Here is a 17,855-nt window from a genome sequence, read left to right on the forward strand (position 1 = left end):
TAATAGAACAACGTTATCTGGAGATTGAAGGGAGTAATCTATCATTTGTGTATCTTCACTATTTTCTAGTGCTAATTTAAGGTGTATTCCTTCTTTGAAACTAAATCCTTCCCCAATTATAGGGGGGTTTAGTTGGTAGTAATATGCAAAGCATCCAAGGGTAAATTCATAATCAAACAGTAATATGTCATGTATTTCTTTTTTCACGATGTCCTTCATTTTTGATAGTGTGGTGGCTGCCGTAACATTTTCTTCAAATATTTTCACATACTTCCTGGCAGCTTCCTGTTTTTTTATTCGTTCAAGTTCCTTTGTATCAATTTCTACTGGATACTTTTGTATGAAAGGATCGAAAACACATCCAGTCTGTTCTTTAACAGTTGCCCTGGCCTGGTTCATTACCTCGTCAAATATTTGCTGTAATTTTTTGGGCATACCTTCATTCAACAGATCAAGAACTTCATCGCCATTTAGATCCACTTGTTTAATGGCATTTTTAAGTTTTAAATCTGCGTCTTTCTTAGCTTCTTCAACTGCATGGTCAAATATGGATTCATCAAGTTCTTTAGGTTCTAATGAGTCTATGATCTTTATCACATCACCAAGCACGGATTCTTTTTGGAGGATCTGTTTAATTTTATGTGAATTTTTTATTACATCGTAATTTTTTTTGTAGTATGCTAGAACAGTATCTGGAACTATTTCAAATTGTTCAGCGTTACTGGTTACCATGGCCATGTTTTCAGATTCAATTTCAATCAAACCCTGGTTGTACACATACACAATGAATTCATAGTCTTCGGGGGTTTCAAGTTCTTCTCCTGTTATTATTGAACTGTAACTGTTGAGTCCAGATTCTATGAGTTGATGGTAGTCTTCACGGGTTTCTACCAAGATGGCACTTGATGGATCGTATTTGGGTTTTGCTTCTTCTAATGTGTTGATCTTTTTAAGTAGTGTTTTCAATTCATCTACAGGCAGTGTGCTTACAAATTCCTTGGCAGCCATTACAAATTCAACATTTTCCATGATGCTAGCTTCATCTTTAAGCGGGCTCATTAAAAGAATTCTGTTTCTACTGTAATTGGTACTGGAAAATCTTAGTATTCGTTCTATTATGTCATCATAGATAAGACGGGAATTATCAGTTTTTAAAAATTCTTTGGTTTGATTACCAAGAAGGGCGTTTATTATTTCAATGGCCTTTCTTTGACTAACACCTTCAATATTGGTTAATTTGTCTACCTCGTAATGTTTAACTGCCCTGTAAAACTCCTTTTCTCCACCAAAACTTGAAAGGATTTTATCCGCCTGACGCTCGCCAATACCTTTTATATCTCTTAGATCCAAAACTACCACCCGTAAATTTTCATATTTATTTTTAACCCATCTTTAGATTGTTACTATTCCCAATCTCCTATAAATGATTTCAGAGACCATGTGATAAGTTCTAAAAATATATATTAGTTTTTTTAAATTCTGTTGAAAATAGTTCGGACATCCAAATTAATTATTAAACAAAACTAATTGATTTAACATTGGGTCCAAAGAAAATCCCTATTTAAATGGGGGTTTCGTCAATTTCAAAGATTTAGTCGTTATGAAAACCTTTAATTTAAGGAAGTCCAAACTAAAAATTGAATATAAAAAAAATATAATCATGGGGCTAAAATGGATATACTACTCTATATTATCGCTTTAATAATCACCGGGGCCATGGTAGGATTTGCATCAGGACTTCTTGGTGTTGGTGGCGGTTTTATAATGGTTCCGGTACAGTTTTTTCTTTTAACTTCCATCGGGGTGGATCCCACCATAGCAATTAGGGTAGCGTTTGGAACGAGTCTGGCTGTTATTCTTCCAACGGCAATAAGTGGAACAATTGGTCATAAAAGAAGAAACGCAGTTTTGGTCCGTCCAACAATTCTCATGGGAATCTCTGGAGTATTAGCTTCATTTGCAGGTGGAACGCTTGCCACAAACATACCTGGAGATTATTTGAAGCTAGCATTTGGGGTGTTGGTATTTTTAGCAGCGGTATGGATGTTAGTTGCAAAATATCCAGATAATGATACAAAACCCAAAGAAGGAGTTATTCCCTACATTCTCATAGGATTATTTGCAGGCAGTTTATCAGGACTCCTGGGAATTGGAGGTGGAATTGTACTGGTACCCATACTCGTATTTTTAATGAATTTCAACCTTCGAACAGCGATAGGTACATCCACAGCAGTTTTGGTATTTACAGCAATAGGTGGAGTTGTTTCATACATTATAAATGGTATAAATGTGCCAGGTATTCCCCCATATTCCATCGGATACATAAATCTGGTTCAACTGGTTCTACTTGCATGTATCAGCACCCCAGTGGCACAACTAGGGGTAAGAGTATCTCATAATATCCCTGAAAAACAGTTGAAATATATCTACATCGTGGTGATGATTTATATCTCACTTAAAATGATGGGATTAGCATAATAATTGAATTAAAAAAAATTGGGAATTTAATTTGTTTTTTATTCATTGCCCCTGTTTAGGAGGTTCATGATCCTTGAGAGTGGAGGTGTTGGATCTGAAGTTTCCCAATCTGCCGAAGATGCCAATTCCAAATAATTATTTAATTTTTCCAATGTGACGGGCTGATTTTTCAAAAATTTCAATGTTTCAACAGCTAAATCCTCTGTTTTATAGCATGGATTCAATTCTTTGGCTCTTTCATAACATAACTTGGCTTCATGAACTCTGTCCATCTCAAAGAATAATAGTCCTACAGCAATCCATAGTTCTGGATAATCCTGATCTAAAAGCAGAATTTGGTTGTAACATGCAGCAGCCTTCTGAAATCTACCCATTGTGAAGTATATTAAACCCATGTTTTTCCATGCATCCACAAAATCAGGATATACATAAAGGGATTTATCGTAGTAGGCCAAGGCTTGGTTTGTCTTTGAAATATCAAAGTAAAGATTTCCTAAATTGAATGAAGTGTAAACATAATCCATATCCTGCATTTCAAATGGTAAAATAGATTCTTCAACATTTTTATCCAATAGTTTGTTTTCGAATTCTGTTATTTCCATCTGTTTTTGTGTTTTTTCGATTTCTTGTTCTAGGTTTTGGTGTTTTATGTTTTCTTGTTTCAAGAGCTTAACCAAGTCATCCATATGCTCCATGGGTTCTGGATAGATTTTGATCATGGTTTCTATGTACTGGTTAAGGTTTTCAGGTTTTTGGGCCATGATTTTTGATTCAAACTCCAAATACTCCTGATTCTGTATTTCCCTTTGAATAAGCCAAAGTAAATCAGCATCTGAAAATTCCATGCCCCTGTATGCAAGTAAACTTTTGAAGTTGATGATACTTCCAAATTCGTAGTGACTACGAGATTTATCCACAAATTTCGCTATGTACTCATACTTGCCAGAGCTTATCATTTGCAGTTTGTTTTTTTCGAGTTCTTTCTTCCTAAATTCCTGCAGTATGGTTGGAGAATTTTTTTTATCTCTAACCATGGCTTCTTTGGCCAGTAGTTTGTTTTCGAATTCTGTTATTTCCATCTGTTTTTGTGTTTTTTTGATTTCTTGTTCTAGGTTTTGGTGTTTTATGTTTTCTTGTTTCAATAACTTTTCAAGATCCCCCATATGATCTCGGGGTTCTGGATAAATTTTAATCATGGTTTCTATGTACTGATTCAGATTTTCGGGGTTTCGGGCCAATATTTGAGCTTCAAATTCTAGATACTCTTGATTCTCAATTTCCGCCTGAATAAGCCAAGTAACCTCTTCTTCAGTGAAGTTAATTCCCTTATCTTCCAAGAGATTTCTGAGTTTTTTTATGTCAACAAATTCATAATCGTATCGTGATCTGTTGTTGAAACCATCCAAATAGTTGTACCGGGAATTTTTCACAAAATTTTCCAAGTAAACATAAAAACCACTGGATTCAAGTTCCATAGATTTTGACTTGAAATTTGATTTTTCCTTTAAAACAGCTTCGTCAACTATTCTATCCATCAATTCCTCATTTGAATCAACATCTTCGACTTTAGCTTTTATTTCCGGTTCAGATACTTTAAACTCTCTCAAACGATTCAGTGATAGTATGGCATTTTCCCTGAGTTTTTGATCCTCACTTTTTAAGTCTTGGACGAGTGGATCCACTGCGATTCTTCCAAGGGCTGTTATTGCAACTTCTTGTATTATTTTTTCCTTATCATGCAATGTCATGATAATGGGTTCTGTTGCCTGTGGGTCTCCGATTTTTCCCAGGGCTTCGATGGCACGGGATCTTATGCTGCTGTTGGGATTGTTGAGTGTTTGTATGAGAGCTGGAACTGCTTTTTTGTCTTGTATTCTTCCAAGGGCTGTGATAGCTTCTTCCTGAATGGTCTTATCAGGATCTTGGAGTTTTTGTATCAGTGGTTCTGTTGCCAGGGGATCGCCAATTTTTCCCAAGGCCTCTGCAGCACGCCACCTTATACCTATAAATTTATTGTTGAGTGTTTGTATGAGGACCGGCACGGCTTTTTTGTCTTGTATTCTTCCAAGGGCTGTGATAGCTTCTTCCTGAATGGTTTTATCAGGATCTTGGAGTTTTTGTATCAACGGTTCCGTTGCTCTAACATCCCCTATCCTTTCTAAAGCTAAAACAGCTTCTCTGCGAACATTTTCAGAATCATCATTCAAAGCATGTATTAATCCTTCAACATCACCGTTATCTTCCATCTCCTCAATTCTGGTTCTCAAGAGATTGAACACCCTCATACTATCACCACTGTTAATACCCCAAATCCCAATTATTTTTTTACGTCGATCCCTTCTATGTCATTTAACTAAATATAAATATCTCTGAAGAAACTGAAACAGTTATTGAACATCTTTAACTCCCTTCAAATAGTTTCCAGTTGTTATGCCTCCAGTGGAAATAGCTTTTATTTTGGATTTATATTGTTTAAGCATTTTTTTAGAATCGTTTCTAGATAAAACATGATTCAGTTGAGCACTGTACACCAAACTCATCTCCTTAGAATATTCGTATACCTTTGTTCTCATGTCCATAACCAAACCACTGACTCCCATATCTACCAATTCTTTGACATGATCAATCAAACAAAGCTCAACAGAATTAAGAATATGTGTATTTCCATTTAAATCAATTTTAACCGGAAAAATATGGTTTTTTTCATCTTCAATACCCCAAAAATCCCTATCCTTAGTTGGTAAATTTTCAGAGACTACTTCCATGAGACAGTCTCGAGATATTAGGGCATCCAAATTTCCCTGTACAACCATATCTATGGGATTTTCCACACCATTAACACGGGATCCCTCAACAAGATTTTTCAAATCTTCCCTTGAAAGTTCTGGAGAAACTGTAATCACACTATATTTTCTTGAAAGGGTCGTTAAAGTTTCTTTGTTCCACACATTAAATCCTCCGGAACAGGACAGGCTAACTCCCTCAATGGAATTCAATGCTTCACCCGCACCATGACCATCAACCATGATCGCACTGATTTCAGGAATGGATCCTAGGACATCTAAAAATTTATGAATTAAACTATCATGGGTTATTTGAGGCCACTTCCAAATAAATTCCGCCCCAAATTCTTGACAGAGTTTAATGGCATCCAGTAATTGGGATGATATTTGGTTTTTTTCATCTTCTGAAAATTTGGATGATTTTAAAGTACAGTTAACCAAATTATTACCAACAACAGGCTCGAAGTACGCCCTTTTAACTCCACCCTCCAATGCACCCTTCAAACCGTCTACAGAATCTAAGTATGCTCCAAGCACGCAAGAATGGTTTGACACAAATTTAGAGGGCGATCCTGTGGATTGTAGCATGTTCTCTTTAATCCTATTTTTAACCCTCAAAACCTCATTTTTCCCTGGTTTGAAGGTTTTTATTAACTCCGCTTCTGCAGCTTCAAAAAAATCTCTGCGAACTTTGTTAAGATTGCTTATGGGTGTGAAAAGGGTTTCAGGAATATCAATATCTAATTTTCCAATCACAAAATTTGTTTTTCCAGTTTTATTTAGTTGACCAATGATTTTGTCTGCGGTTAAGGGTTTATTAATGGCATTTTCCATTTTAAAATCTGAAAGCACCGTTAAACAGTGTTTATGGCCGTCCAATCCCTGGAAACTCCCCTCGATTTTTACAGCCATGTTGCCATCCAAAGAAACCATCATGTCCATGGGTATGGATGGACTTTTGACATTTTTAATAATATCCGATGCTTCATGATTTAAAGCTAAAGAACGGGTTAAGTAAAGCATAGAATTTCTATTCAACGGTTTTTTAACCTTAAATTTTAATATATTTCCCTTGTAAACAGGATCTTCTTCTATGGCCATTCCAACGGGTGCACCCTCACTTAGCATACTTTCCTTTAGATTATGCTTGGTTTGGATAGTCTGATTTGACTCCCTAAACACCACACCATCACCCTTCCCAATTTTGAAACGGTTTTTAACTTTAATAGTAACAACTTTGGTTTTGTTGCTGTAGCCAACCACATCTCCAATGTAAAGCCCTCTGTTTCCAGGTGCATCACGTCCCATAATCGTTTCCCCATCAGATTTTAGGAGATATCCTGAACTGAATCCTCTGTTAAACGCTAAGATCAGTTTAGATAAGTTCTCCTTGTTCGAACTCCATTTCCCAGATTTCAATGAGTCAAGAGCTTTTCTGTAGATATTAATTACAATCGCCACGTACTCTTGGGATCTCATTCTACCTTCAATTTTCAAGGAGTTTATGTTGGATCCAACAATTTTTTCCAACTGACTGTAAACACAAAGATCCTGGGTAGATAACAGAAACTTATCACTAATATTGGATATATGAGTTTCAATAGGCTTATCATATTTGTCCTTTTTTCCGCTGACTAATTTGTAAGCCTTTCTACAGGGTTGTGCACAAACTCCCCTGTTACCACTTCTACCACCTATAAATGAAGATAATAAGCACTGGCCAGAGTAGGAGTAACAAAGTGCTCCGTGTCCAAATATTTCGATTTCCACTTTGTTTTTGGATGCAGTTTCAACAATGGTTTTAACTTCGGTAATTTTAAGTTCTCGAGCTAAAACAATCCTTTTAAAACCAAACTCTGTTGCCCATTTTACTCCAGCACTGTTATGAATGGTTAGCTGTGTTGATGCATGTAGCTTCATTTCTGGGATGATTTCCCTGCATAATCTGGCAAGGCCAAGGTCCTGGACAATGATGGCATCGGCACCATTTTTGTATAGCCAAAAAATGTATTCAATGGCAGTTTTAAGTTGAAAATCCTTCATCAGGGTGTTGACAGTGATGTAAACCTTAACATTCCTGAGTTTGGCATATTTCAAACCTTCTAACATCTCTTCTTTAGTGAAGTTGGATGCAAATCTTCTGGCACCAAATTTCTTACCAGAAATATAAACAGCATCAGCTCCAGCGTTAACGGCGGCTATTAATGAATTTAATGAGCCTGCAGGGGCCAGTAATTCGGGTATCTCTTTTATTGCCATGTGATCCTTTCCTCTATTTTTATATAAACTGCCCACCCTTAAAATTTATTGGATTATTTTCAAAAAATGCATAATGATAAAAGCAGGGTTCAACAACACAATAAAAATAGCAGAAGAAATGGTGTAAATAATGAATGCGTATTTAGAAATTTTAAGACCTTTCAACGCCCTAATGGGGGTTGTAGCAGTATTACTCGTGGCATTGATCAGTGGAAACTTCACCCTGGCTGTGATTGTGGCATGTGTCATTGTTTTCATATTCACAGGGGCGGGGAATGCCATCAATGATTACTTCGATCATAAAATTGATGCCATAAACAAACCAGAAAGACCAATACCTTCGGGTAGAATAGCCTTAAAAACAGCATTAATCTATTCAATCTCTCTATTTGTGATATCCAGTATAATGGCATTTATTATAGGAATTGTACCTGGAATGATCGTTGTATTAAGTGCAGTTCTCATGTATCTTTATGCTAAACGACTTAAAACCTCATGTCTAGTTGGAAACCTAAGTATAGCATTTTTAACTGGATTATGTTTTGTTTTTGGAGGAGTTGTCCTAAATGCAGTGGAACTATCAATTATCCTGGGAGTCTACGCATTTTTAATGACCATGGCAAGGGAAATAGTCAAGGACATGGAGGATGTTGAGGGTGACAGTATTGAAGGAGCTTCCACATTTCCAATCAAGCATGGTATGCGAAAATCTTCCATACTGGCAGCTGCATTCATGTTAATTGCCAGTTTAACCAGTCCAATCCTTTACTTCATTGGAATTTTTAATATCATCTTCCTCATGGTGATGTTGGTTGCAATTTACCTATTCCTATCCTGTGCAATTTCAACATTAAGGGATCAGTCTGTTGAAAACACCCGGAAAGTTTCTAAACAAATTAAAATTGGGATGGGAATAGTATTTATGGCGTTTGCTTTGGGATCTCCCATTGTAACGAATCTGCTTCAAATATGAAGGTGCTAAGAATATGGATATAAAACTTGAACCCATAGGAATTATCAGATCACCCTACACAAACAAAAATAATTCACCACGCCAGGGTAGATATTCAAATGAAACTAGTGTTCTGACTGTCTACAAAAAGTACATGGACGGGATTGAAGGTATAGATCTACACAGTCATTACATGATATTTTACTGGCAGGATCATGCTATTCGAAACCAACTGAAGGTTGTGCCCCATGGAAAAACAGAGAAAAGGGGTGTATTTTCGACCAGGGCTCCTGTAAGACCTAATCCCATAGGCTTTTGTTTGGTGGAAGTTGTGAATATTGAGGATAACCAGATCACTGTTCGATGGCTTGATGCATGGGATGGTTCACCTCTACTGGATATCAAACCCTATTGGCCGGAAATAGATACACCGGATTAAATCAAATATTTGAACTTACACAACCACCCTGTTCTTTTTTAGTTTTATGCCGTGGTATGAAGAGTGAGATAATCAAACTGACTAAAAGTACAATGGTTATTAGATTAAAAGCAGTTTTCATGGTGTTAACCTTCTGAATATCCACAGGTATGTTTTTTTCAGTTGGATAGCTTTGATGTTCAAATTTCCCAACTAGCTCATGCACACCCAAAATATTGTCCTGAACACCTGTGGATTGTCCTGTGTTTGCTGCCAAACCAACACTACTGAAACCTCCTAAAATCAGTATGAGTCCGAGTATAGCAGTTCCAAGGGACGAACCTAAATTGATACCAGTATTCATAATTCCTGATGCATCTGGCTGTTGTTCCTTCTTTGCAGCAAAGAATATTTCGTTGGCAGAATGGGGGAAAACAATTCCCATACCCACGCCCAACATGAATATCCCTGGAACCATATCAACGATGGTTGTGTAGGGATTGAAAATCAATGTCAGGTAAACACTTCCACTAATGGCAGCCAGAGCACCAATTGCCAGAATATATCTTGGCTGTATTATTTTTGACAACTTTCCTGCCATTGAAGACATGACAAAAATTGCCACACTCATTGGAATCAAAGTTAAACCTGTAGTAAGCGGATTTGCACCCAGATCCGACTGGACATAGACTGGAATGATAAACAGAACACCACCTATTGTGAAGTTCATGATGAAACGTGTAATGTTTGCCAAAGTGAACCCCATATATTTAAACAAAGTAACATCTACTAGGGGTGTTTGATTTTTGTTAATTCTACTTCTCTGGTTCAAATAGAAAATTATCAAGAGCAAAATTCCAAAACTGATCAGGATAAATGATAATAACCAATTATTAGGATTGTTAAGAACTAAAATACCCAGCACGAACAAGAATATTCCAACAGTAGAGTTCACAGCACCCACAATATTGAGTTGTGACCAGTCCATATCTGGTGGAAATACAGAAATTTCGCCGGAGAAAATTATTATCACCATAATAACAATGAGTTCCAATCCAAATGCATATCTCCAGCTGTAGAAAGTGGTTAAAAAACCCCCAATTATTGGACCCACTGTTCCTGCTCCTGAAGCCATTGAACTGGTTATTCCCAGTGCAAATGCTCTTTTTTCACCTTCATAAGTTCCAGAAATTATGGATGTGGTGGCGGGCATCATTAAAGCAGCTCCAACACCTTCCATAATTGACCATCCCAATAGCAGCATGGTGCTGTTAATGCTCAAGGCCGCAACTATGGTTCCAACACCATAAATTGAAGCTCCGGTTAAAAAGGTACGTTTACGCCCCAGAATATTTTGAATTCGACCGCCTACAAGCATTAAACTGGCCATTGTAAGTGAGTAAGTTGCAATGATTATTTGAACAGTTCCAATGGTTGTGTGAAGATCATGGATAAGAGATGAGATTGCAACGTTCATGAAGGTTTTATCAATCACAATTGTGAAAATAGATAGTGTAACAATAATTAAAGTAATCCAGCCCTTATCCATTTTGTCAGTCAAAACGCACACCATCCATTAAATACAGAATTAAAATTTATCAGATCGTTGAATTTGTTAGGATATGTTCCCCAATTTAGGGGATTAAATAAGATATAAATAATTATATTGGCTTTTTTTTAGATAATATTTTCTGAAAAATAGAAACAGATTGAAAAGTAATAAATAATTTGAATGAAACAGTAATATCCAAACCATAAATGGAAGTTTAAAATGCCTAAAAATGAAAAAGATTTCATAAAAAATTTGAATGTCACCAGATCCGTCAGAACAAAGTTTGCAGTTTCAGACAAGCTAATCAAAACATCTGCGAGTGGGAACCAATATCTTGATGTGACTTTGACAGATAAAACAGGTCAATTTGATGGAAGAATATTTCAAGATGTTGAAGAAATTTACAATAAAATTAATGTGGGCAGTGTCTGTCTAGTAAAAGGCAGAATAAACGAATTTCCCAGCGGTTCTGGAAGGTTTAATATGGTGATAAACAGTATTACAGAACTTGATGAAGCAGACTATCAAAATGAAGACTTTGTAAGAGTTTCGGAAAATGATGTGAAGGAATCTCTAGAATTAATAACCACCACAATAGATGATATGGACAACCAGGATCTTAAAAACCTTTTAAACTCCTTTTTTGCGGATGAAGAATTTGCAGAACAATTTTCAAAGGCTCCTGCAGCAATAGTACATCATCATAATTATGAAGGCGGCTTGTTGGATCATACAATAGAAGTTTTAAAGCTGTGTAAAACAACAACGGAACTGTTCCCAAATCTGGATTGGGAACTTCTCTACACTGGGGTACTGTTACATGATCTAGGTAAAATGAAAACCTACACCTACGGCAATGGAATTATAGGATACTCCTCCGAAGGAAACATGTTAGATCACATATACCTATCGTGTGAAATGGTTCAAGAAAAGTTAAATTCCCTTGAAATCCCAAGGGAACTGGCCCTCAAAATATTGCACATGATCTTGAGTCATCATGGTGATGTTAATTTGGGATGGGGCTCTTCAGTTGATCCAAAAACACCAGAGGCACTTGCACTCCACTATGCAGATAATTTGGATGCTAAAGTCAAAAAATCCCTAAATTCCTAATATTTTTTTTATAATATATGTTCCAAAAAATGGGGATTTAAAACAAATAAATCAAGATTTCAAATTTTCTTTAAGGGACTTTTTTTTATCCAAGTCATCCAAAATTTCAGCAATTTTTTTCTGGGAATCCTCTAGAGACTGTCCATTTTCTATGATGTGCCAGCCTTCAGTTAATTTCAGTGCTTTTTTTCGAACTTTCACGAGGTCATCTGGGTTTTCAAACATTTCCTTTTCACTTCGTGATGATAACCTTTCCATCAGTACTGCAGGTTCAACATCAAGGAAGAACATGTATTCAGAACTAGGAAGTACTGTTATGAAAAATTTGTACAGTAAACTCGCAATGGGCATTGGCAAGTAAGCCACACCCATAAGGTAACGTACCATTATCACATTATCAGCACTTTCTTTGTATACCCGAACAGATCTGATGACATCTAAGGCGTAGTAAACAGATGCCATAATATGGTCAAGTTTACCATGGCCTAAGAGGGCTTTTTTAGCCATTATTCCGTAGGGGTTATCTTCCGAGGGATGGGAACGTACGATCACTGATTCCCCATTTGCCAGATATTTATCAGCTATCAGTTTTGCTTGTGTGTCCTTTCCTGAACCATCTAAACCATCAACCACTATGAAACGCATAAAAATTCTCCATTTTTTAGAAATTACAATGTGGTAGTCAAAATATATACTCCCACCGCTGCAAAACATGCAGATAAATTATCCAATCCTTTCGGGGTAACAGCTTCAAAAATTGTGGCGGTGATGGCCACACAAGGTATCACTAAAAGACTTGGTACTGTGACATTGAAGTAGATCAGGACAATGAACAAGCTAACCATAAGTACAAGAAACATTCCGAGGGATCCTTCCACACTCTTGGTGTCGCTTGAAATCTTAAATTTATGTTTACCATACCTTTCACCAATTAAAGCTGCAAACCCATCGCCATACGACATGGCTGCAATTCCCACGGCAATGATCCATGGTTGGTCATAGAAGAAGAATGCCAACACTGTCCAGGATATTGCATAGTAAACGAGTCCCATACCATGGCCTGAGCTTGAAATCTTGTCATTAATTTTCACAGGGGAATATGGGCTTATCAAAAATGTCAGAACCACGAAGGGGGCTGCTGCAAGAAATGTTATCACAAACTGATCAGTGAAGAATGGAAGTATGAAGATCACGTTTCCCACCATGATATGCAAAAATTTCCTGCTGAAGGTGGTATACTTTCCCAATACCTTTTCAGACACTATCAGTATCAAAGCAACGTAACTGTAAACCAGTATTAATCCTGTGACGTCACTAGAAATCATGTAACTTATAAAGTTCGTTTAAACATTTAACCATTTTCTTAATATTTTCCAAGAATAGTTGATATTTCGGTGGTTTCTGTAAATAAAAAATGTTTAATTAGATTTGTTCGATTAGAATCTTCCAAACTACAACTTTTAGTTGAATATGGATCGAATTAAAACCCATATCTATTTTTTTCAATGATTTTAAACCCATATTTATCTCTAGTATCCTATTAAATAGTTTTGAATCCTTTTTTTAGAGTTTGTCAAACCAATTTTAGAATGCCCAAACAGAATATAACTACCAAAAATTTTTGAGGTGAAAATCTATGGGTTGTGAAAGGGGCATATTGGACTTTAGAAAATTTACAGGCATATAATTTCTAATATCTGAGGCTTCTTAACGAAACAAAATTTCTATAAATGGTTAAAATTTTTTAATCAAAGCTTTCTATTTTTGAGACAATGGAATTGATTTGATTAACTCTTAGAATTTCGATACTGGAAGTTTTGTGGTTATTTAAGCGGACTAAAGTATTTAAAATTCTTTTTGTATTTATGTGGATGAATTGAAAAAAAGGAGGTTTAATTAAATGATTTCTGAGAACTATTGCGGTGGTTCGTTAAATGAAGTTGCACAGTGTTTAAAAGCAGATCAAACCATGATGGTAAAATTTTATCCGGAACAGGCCTTACCTGTGGATGTGGTTACATATCCTGTTTTTGAGAAATACATGGATTTGAAAGATTCTACGGTGGTGTACGTGACTTGCTCCAAGGGCTATTACCGTATCCAAATCATGGAGGGTTGATTTGTATGGGAAAACCTTGGAGATTAAACGAAGAAATCAGATTAGAGCTATTAGTAAATGAAAAAGGTCTGAGTTTGGGGGAAATTTATCGATCCAAACTATTTAAAGGTAGATCATATACGGCACTGTCAATGAAGCTTCACAAAATGAAATTGAAAAGCTGTAGAAAGGGAGTTAAACATTACACCAATGAAGAAGTCTGGAAAATTTGGATATATTACAAGCAAGGATTAACAGCACCAGAAATTGGCTCTAAATTAAACCGTAAAAAGAAAAGTATTTCCAACCAAATAACCAGATTCGGAATGGCGTATTCAAAACCTTACATTCCTTGCCCAGAATATCTTAAACCAAAGGTTGATGCAATATTACAGAAAATGAATTCAAAATAGTTTTATTTGTAGGGATGGTTGAGTTGTTGAGTTTACCTAGATCAGCTTAAAACTCAAACTATCATTCAACTATGATATTTTGAGTTTGATGGAATATAAAAAAACCAATTGAGCTTTTTAAACAACACTCAACCTACAAAATTTGCAAAGAATCAACCATATTTTAAGGTTTCCAACTTAGAGGTTCATATGGAGAAATAAAGTTTGAACCTTGAATAGTAATATAAGGTTTGAAATACTAAAATCCATAAGGAGAGAAAATCATGTACATCTGTTTGGAAGGAATCGATGGATCAGGAAAAACAACCCAGATCAAGTTACTAGAAAGTTGGATTCAAAAATGTGGTATAGACGTTTTAAGAGTGTTTGAACCAACTGATAATGAAGTGGGTAAATTAATAAGGAAATTGCTTCAAAATCCCGATGCCATCAATGAAAATTTTCAGATAACGTTAGCTCTGCTATTTGCAGCAGATAGAACAGTTTTAATGAGGGACATAACCGAAGCAGAAGCTTTGGCTAAGATAGTGATAAGTGATCGTAGTTTTTACTCCAGCATGGTATACCAAAATGATTCAGAATGGATAGCTGAAATAAACAAACATGCAAAACAACCTGATCTTGTTATATTATTAGACATTAACCCTGAAACTGCAGTATCACGGTGTGATGGCATGGACAGCTTTGAGGAGCAAAATTTTCTGGCATCCACAGCAAAAAAATATTTAGAACTCGCGGATCATCAAAATTTCATGGTCGTAAATGCGAATAATGGAATAAATAAGGTTCATGATGATATAAAAAGGATAGTGGCCCATAAATTGGGAATGTGTATTTAAAATAAAAATTTTTCAGGGAAAGAAAGTTCATTCCCCTTTTTTATTCTCGAGTTCTGCAATTCTTGAGTTGAGCTCTTTTACTATGTAGTCCCTTGCATCTTCCAAATTTTTCATCTCGCCTAGAAAAACAGGACCAAAGTCAGACTGCTTAACTTCTAGATCAAATTCTTCCATTACGTGTGCAACTATCTGCCCTGTAATTCCTGGTGGAATTCTCATCTCATACTTTTCAATAGTTTCTTCTACCATTTTACAATGCCTCCATAAGATTAAATTTAATCCATATCTGATTTTAAATATTCTCTCACAGGTTCTAAAATTTCTATCAAACGGTTGGTGACAGAATTTTTAAGGTCCATGGGATGCAGATCTCCACTCGAGTACTTCTCTAAAAGTTCTTCCTGTGTCAGGTTGAGGTTGCCACCAAATTTTTCTGGCCTCTCAATGAGCAGTTTATCATCATCTGTGAATATGAAGTGTTCAGCAATTTCTATGACTGGATTTGCCTCAACAACACCCTGTGGACAGTAACTTTTTTGAATTTTTTTCTTTATGACTTCAGGCTCATCATCGATTGCTATATAATTTTGCTTGCTTGAAGACATTTTATCAGATCCATCTGTACCATGGAGTAGTGGTGTGTGTATACATACCGGTGCTTTGTATCCCATTTTCGGCAAGCTTTCCCTGGCAAGCATATGAATTTTCCTTTGTTCCATGCCCCCAAGTGCAAGGTCAACTTTTAGGAATATCATATCCAGAACCTGCATAATGGGGTATATGACTTCAGCAACCTTATGATCTGCACTGTCCCTTGTTATTTGAGCCATACTTCTTTTTGCACGGGTCAAGGTTGTGGAAAGTGCAAGTTCGTAGACTTTGTAGGTGTAATCTTCCCTTGTTTGATAGCTGGATCCAAGAACAAATTCAGTTTTCTCTGAAAGACCAAGGGCCCTGAAACATCTCATGTTGTATTTGGATATTTCTTCTATCTCTTCTAAAGTTCCCTTCCCATTCAGGTATGCGTGAAGGTCTGCTAAAAGAATTTTAACATGGAAACCTGCTTTTTGGATTTCGATCATTTTTTTGACAGTGATTGCATGTCCAAGATGGATATTTCCAGATGGTTCGTATCCAATGTAAGCTACTGGTTTGTCTTCTTGTAATTTGTCCTTGAGTTCTTCTTCTGTTATCACTTCTAATGTTCCATTTTTGATGTTTTCCATCTTAGAGTCGATATCCATCTTATCACCGTGAATAATTGAATTTAAAACCTAGATTAATATCCATGAGAATAGTAAACTGATTATCTTGTTGTACAACCAACTATATTATTGTGCTTATTATTTTATTTTAAATTAATCCTGATCCTTGCTCAGGATGTAAAGTATTCCTTCAACTTCAAGTACCTTAACATTGTTTCCAATCATTAACTTGGAAATTTCATCGTTAATATCTATATCAACAGGCTGATAACTGTCGGGATGAAGTATCTGTATGGATGTAGGGGTTTTTGAAGTTACACTGGTTGTTTTAACATCATGTTTCCTTGCAATGACCTTAATTTTACCATAATCCCTCCACATGACAGAGAGACTGTCACCAGATTCCAGGTTTTTCAAACCGATTTTTTTGCCGTCAAAACTCATGACTTCTGCCTTGTGATCCTCGTACTCAACAAAGTCTCCCCTCTGAAAATCAGGCATCCTAATGGATATCCATATTCTGTAGAGATCCTTTCCCCGGGATTTATCCCTTCCAACTAAACGGGGAGATTCTTGCATTACTCCGCCTAAACTGTCCTTAATCGTTTCTGCAACCTTTTTTGCTGCCTTGTAGGAACCAACATAATAATCCACCCCTTCCTTCAGCATGGCCACATCTGAAACGTATGCCATCCTATTTTTCAAGGAAAGATTTCCAAGTTTAGTTCTAACAATCTCATCAACCACCCGAAGCTCTTCAGGTGTGGGAAACCTGTTATCTGCACGTATTTGAATGACAGATTCGAAGTATCCTGATGCAAATTTACTGCAGTCTGGACAGACATTCTTCACAATTTTAACATTTACTTTGTACTCCTCAACAACCATAGTACCCAGAAGTTTTCCCTCTGCATGAACAAGACATTCGTAATTTGATCCACGAACAGTTAAGATATCGACTGATATCTCAAGATCTTCAACGTGTTCCATTGCACGAAGATTTTCCATGACTGCGAAGCTCACAAGTTCTTCATCTGAAAGCTCAGAATCTTCCCATTTAATTCCATTCAAAATTGAGTTGCAATGTGCACAGATGGTAATTTTGAGATCGTCATCCATACCAACTATTTTTGCTTCTTTAATGAAACAGGATTTACATATACCTTCAATCAGTTCTTCATCATCACTACCGCATCTTGGACAAAACATGGGGGTTCACCTATATTTAAGAATTTATTAAAAAAATAATATGAAATCTTTGACAACTAAAAAAGAAAAAGGAAATCAGGAATTAAAGTGTTTTTAAAGGTGCCTTTGCACCGCAGGCTTCACATTTAAGAATGAATATCCTGTCTTCCCTGATAATTTTTGTATCTGGTCTGTTACATTCATGACACATTATGAATCGTTTCACATAGTCATCTAACTTCTCATTTATGAGGTAATGGGTGAATTTTCCCTGGAGAATTGCACGGGTTCCTTCAAGGTTACCTGCAGTACCTAGTTCTCTCAATAAAAATTTGAGAACATGTTGAGGATCCCTGTTCAGTGCTTCTGTAACTTCTGTGAAGTTCTGAATCATGGTTCTGTTTCCCTGGATCATTGAGTAAGCATTTGGAACATTGAACCTCTTAGTTTCTTCAACTCCCTGTGGAAGCTGATCTAAAGCTCTGTCTAATAATTCATTATAATCGGCCATTTTTTTATACCTCCAAAAATATCTATATTTTCCTCTATTTTTTTGT

At 36.2% G+C, this 17,855-nt stretch carries 17 protein-coding genes (1 of these 17 cut by a window edge); 7 read left to right on the forward strand and 10 right to left on the reverse strand.

The features are described from left to right. Positions 1-1,350: the 5' portion of a MutS-related protein gene (locus tag METBO_RS02625; RefSeq protein WP_013644115.1), read on the reverse strand. 543 nt of this gene lie to the left of the window's left edge; 1,350 of the gene's 1,893 nt are visible here — the first part of the coding sequence; the start codon lies at positions 1,348-1,350; the stop codon falls past the left edge of the window. A gap of 321 nt (positions 1,351-1,671) precedes the next feature. Between METBO_RS02625 and METBO_RS02630 the strand changes: the two genes are divergently transcribed. Beyond that, positions 1,672-2,478 carry a sulfite exporter TauE/SafE family protein gene (locus METBO_RS02630; RefSeq protein ID WP_013644116.1) on the forward strand — a complete coding sequence of 269 codons (807 nt, stop codon included), beginning with the start codon at positions 1,672-1,674 and terminating at the stop codon, positions 2,476-2,478. A 38-nt stretch (positions 2,479-2,516) separates the two neighbouring features. Here the strand turns inward: METBO_RS02630 and METBO_RS02635 are convergent, their stop codons facing one another. Both METBO_RS02635 and METBO_RS02640 read right to left on the reverse strand, forming a co-directional pair. Further along, on the reverse strand, positions 2,517-4,763 hold the full coding sequence (locus tag METBO_RS02635) for a HEAT repeat domain-containing protein (RefSeq protein WP_013644117.1): 2,247 nt from the start codon (positions 4,761-4,763) through the stop codon (positions 2,517-2,519). Positions 4,764-4,865: 102 nt separating this feature from the next. Continuing rightward, on the reverse strand, positions 4,866-7,520 hold the full coding sequence (locus METBO_RS02640) for a U32 family peptidase (RefSeq protein ID WP_013644118.1): 2,655 nt from the start codon (positions 7,518-7,520) through the stop codon (positions 4,866-4,868). A 130-nt stretch (positions 7,521-7,650) separates the two neighbouring features. Here METBO_RS02640 and METBO_RS02645 point away from each other — a divergent pair, with 130 nt between their 5' ends. Next, entirely contained in the window at positions 7,651-8,493 is an 843-nt protein-coding gene (locus METBO_RS02645) for a UbiA family prenyltransferase (protein ID WP_013644119.1), read from the forward strand. Between the two features lie 13 nt (positions 8,494-8,506). Continuing rightward, positions 8,507-8,911, forward strand: a complete 405-nt coding sequence (tsaA, locus tag METBO_RS02650; protein ID WP_013644120.1) for a tRNA (N6-threonylcarbamoyladenosine(37)-N6)-methyltransferase TrmO — start codon at positions 8,507-8,509, stop codon at positions 8,909-8,911. A gap of 1 nt (position 8,912) precedes the next feature. Here tsaA and METBO_RS02655 read toward each other — a convergent pair whose 3' ends face one another. Next, positions 8,913-10,460 (reverse strand): MFS transporter, encoded by a 1,548-nt coding sequence (locus METBO_RS02655; protein ID WP_394294932.1) that lies wholly within the window; start codon positions 10,458-10,460, stop codon positions 8,913-8,915. Positions 10,461-10,661: 201 nt separating this feature from the next. Here METBO_RS02655 and METBO_RS02660 point away from each other — a divergent pair, with 201 nt between their 5' ends. After that, positions 10,662-11,555, forward strand: coding sequence for a 3'-5' exoribonuclease YhaM family protein (locus METBO_RS02660; RefSeq protein WP_013644122.1), 894 nt, complete (start codon positions 10,662-10,664; stop codon positions 11,553-11,555). 51 nt (positions 11,556-11,606) lie between these two features. Here the strand turns inward: METBO_RS02660 and METBO_RS02665 are convergent, their stop codons facing one another. Both METBO_RS02665 and METBO_RS02670 read right to left on the reverse strand, forming a co-directional pair. Then, positions 11,607-12,200: a nucleoside/nucleotide kinase family protein gene (locus tag METBO_RS02665; protein ID WP_013644123.1), complete on the reverse strand. Its 594-nt coding sequence runs from the start codon at positions 12,198-12,200 to the stop codon at positions 11,607-11,609. A gap of 23 nt (positions 12,201-12,223) precedes the next feature. Next, the gene (locus METBO_RS02670) at positions 12,224-12,880 is read right to left on the reverse strand and encodes a diacylglycerol/polyprenol kinase family protein (RefSeq protein ID WP_013644124.1); all 657 of its coding nucleotides are present in this window, start codon (positions 12,878-12,880) and stop codon (positions 12,224-12,226) included. Between the two features lie 575 nt (positions 12,881-13,455). On the opposite strand from METBO_RS02670, the gene METBO_RS02675 reads away from it, so the two are divergent. The 3 genes from METBO_RS02675 (at position 13,456) to tmk (ending at position 14,905) form a co-directional block, all read left to right on the forward strand. Further along, a complete protein-coding gene (locus METBO_RS02675) occupies positions 13,456-13,674 on the forward strand; it encodes a hypothetical protein (RefSeq protein WP_013644125.1) in 219 nt (72 codons plus the stop codon). A gap of 5 nt (positions 13,675-13,679) precedes the next feature. Continuing rightward, entirely contained in the window at positions 13,680-14,066 is a 387-nt protein-coding gene (locus METBO_RS02680) for a helix-turn-helix domain-containing protein (RefSeq protein ID WP_013644126.1), read from the forward strand. Positions 14,067-14,329: 263 nt separating this feature from the next. Further along, positions 14,330-14,905 (forward strand): dTMP kinase, encoded by a 576-nt coding sequence (tmk, locus tag METBO_RS02685; RefSeq protein WP_013644127.1) that lies wholly within the window; start codon positions 14,330-14,332, stop codon positions 14,903-14,905. A 27-nt stretch (positions 14,906-14,932) separates the two neighbouring features. Here the strand turns inward: tmk and METBO_RS02690 are convergent, their stop codons facing one another. The 4 genes from METBO_RS02690 to METBO_RS02705 all read right to left on the reverse strand — a co-directional run bounded on the left by METBO_RS02690 (position 14,933) and on the right by METBO_RS02705 (position 17,809). Continuing rightward, the gene (locus METBO_RS02690) at positions 14,933-15,154 is read right to left on the reverse strand and encodes a hypothetical protein (RefSeq protein ID WP_013644128.1); all 222 of its coding nucleotides are present in this window, start codon (positions 15,152-15,154) and stop codon (positions 14,933-14,935) included. 26 nt (positions 15,155-15,180) lie between these two features. Continuing rightward, positions 15,181-16,149: a tyrosine--tRNA ligase gene (locus tag METBO_RS02695; RefSeq protein ID WP_013644129.1), complete on the reverse strand. Its 969-nt coding sequence runs from the start codon at positions 16,147-16,149 to the stop codon at positions 15,181-15,183. Positions 16,150-16,263: 114 nt separating this feature from the next. Beyond that, on the reverse strand, positions 16,264-17,319 hold the full coding sequence (locus METBO_RS02700) for a 60S ribosomal export protein NMD3 (RefSeq protein ID WP_013644130.1): 1,056 nt from the start codon (positions 17,317-17,319) through the stop codon (positions 16,264-16,266). 82 nt (positions 17,320-17,401) lie between these two features. Beyond that, positions 17,402-17,809 (reverse strand): translation initiation factor IF-2 subunit beta, encoded by a 408-nt coding sequence (locus tag METBO_RS02705; protein ID WP_013644131.1) that lies wholly within the window; start codon positions 17,807-17,809, stop codon positions 17,402-17,404. Positions 17,810-17,855 lie beyond the last annotated feature (46 nt).

Source organism: Methanobacterium lacus, assembly GCF_000191585.1.
GTDB classification, from domain to species: domain Archaea; phylum Methanobacteriota; class Methanobacteria; order Methanobacteriales; family Methanobacteriaceae; genus Methanobacterium_B; species Methanobacterium_B lacus.